At 64.9% G+C, this 1,192-nt stretch carries 2 protein-coding genes; both read left to right on the forward strand.

Annotation, left to right across the window (positions count from 1 at the left end):
• A partial coding sequence (locus E1189_RS22755) for a hypothetical protein (RefSeq protein WP_230459940.1) occupies positions 1 to 580 on the forward strand: 580 nt, incomplete at its 5' end.
• Positions 581 to 583: 3 nt separating this feature from the next.
• Positions 584 to 1,192 (forward strand): hypothetical protein (locus E1189_RS01305; RefSeq protein WP_230459941.1); only part of this gene is annotated, 609 nt, incomplete at its 3' end.

Below are 1,192 nucleotides of genomic sequence, written 5' to 3' on the forward strand. Positions count from 1 at the left end.
GGCGACGATGGCGGACTATATCCTTGACGGGGCGAATCTCGACCTCCCGGCCCTGATCAGCTACGAAGCCCCCTCCGGGGGCAATGTCATTATTGATGTCGTGTCCGGGGATGTGGCGGCGCACCTTGTGGGCGGCACGATACAAGTCAACGAGCAGGCAGCTACTCGGCAGGTGTTTGCCATGAGCTTTCACCAGCAGGACATACCGGGCCTTGGCCACCAGCGTAAGATGCTGGGGACTGCGACCAGCGCAGCGGACGGCACCTTCTCGATTAACGTCGGGGACTTCAAAGGGCCGGTGCTGGTGATTGCTGTGGATAACTACGGGGATACATGGGAGCCGAACAAAAGCTACAGCCTCGGGGATGTCGTCCACCCGGCGACGCAGGCCGGGTATAAGGGTTATGTCTATGACTGTGTCGGGGCGGGCGTATCGGGGCCGGATGAGCCGACTTGGTGGGTCGATACCGGCTCCAACACAACGGGGACTTCGGGTACAGCCACCTTTGCAGCGCGGCAGTATTATCAGCCGATCTGTCACGGCCCGGTGATCCCGGTGGCTGAGGCGAGCGAAGAGTAAGCCATGGCCATCTACACCCCTCCGTCCGGCGATGCGGTCAGCCTTGCCTTCAGCGGCGAGCTGTACACCCCGCCACTGGGCGATGGCCTTGCCCTGCACTTTACCGTCGTGGTGGATGGCGGTGGTGGCGGCACTGCCCCGGTGCCCTTCCCGGAGCCTCCCTCCCTGATTGTGTCCTATGGCTCCCAGTGGCAAGAGGCCTCCCACCAGCAACCCGAAGGCGCGGGCCTGCTCTGGGCCAACGGCCAGACCCTGAACGGCGCAGCGGTGATTGATGCCAGCGAAGCCGCGCCTGTACTGGCACCCCCGGTATCCGGGCCATGGGATGCGGTGCCCAACAGGGACAGGGGCAGCGAGGCCAGCTGGGGGCAGCCCACACCGGAGGAGGCTGTAACCCCAAGCCCGTGGCTCGACACACGGGCGGTTGACCCGGCTCCGGCTCCCTTGGCTTGGGATAACAGCACCCAGCCGCGACAGGCCCAGACAGCGGCCCTGTGGGGCATGCCCCCCACCAAAGACCAAGCCTACGCAGGGCCATGGGCCTCGGTGGATACCACTGCAAGTCAGCAGGCCGAGGAAACGACCCTCTGGGCTGACCCGTCCAACGCCATG

It is taken from the genome of Parendozoicomonas verongulae (assembly GCF_009711465.1).
In the GTDB taxonomy this organism is placed as follows: Bacteria; Pseudomonadota; Gammaproteobacteria; order Pseudomonadales; family Endozoicomonadaceae; genus Sansalvadorimonas; species Sansalvadorimonas verongulae.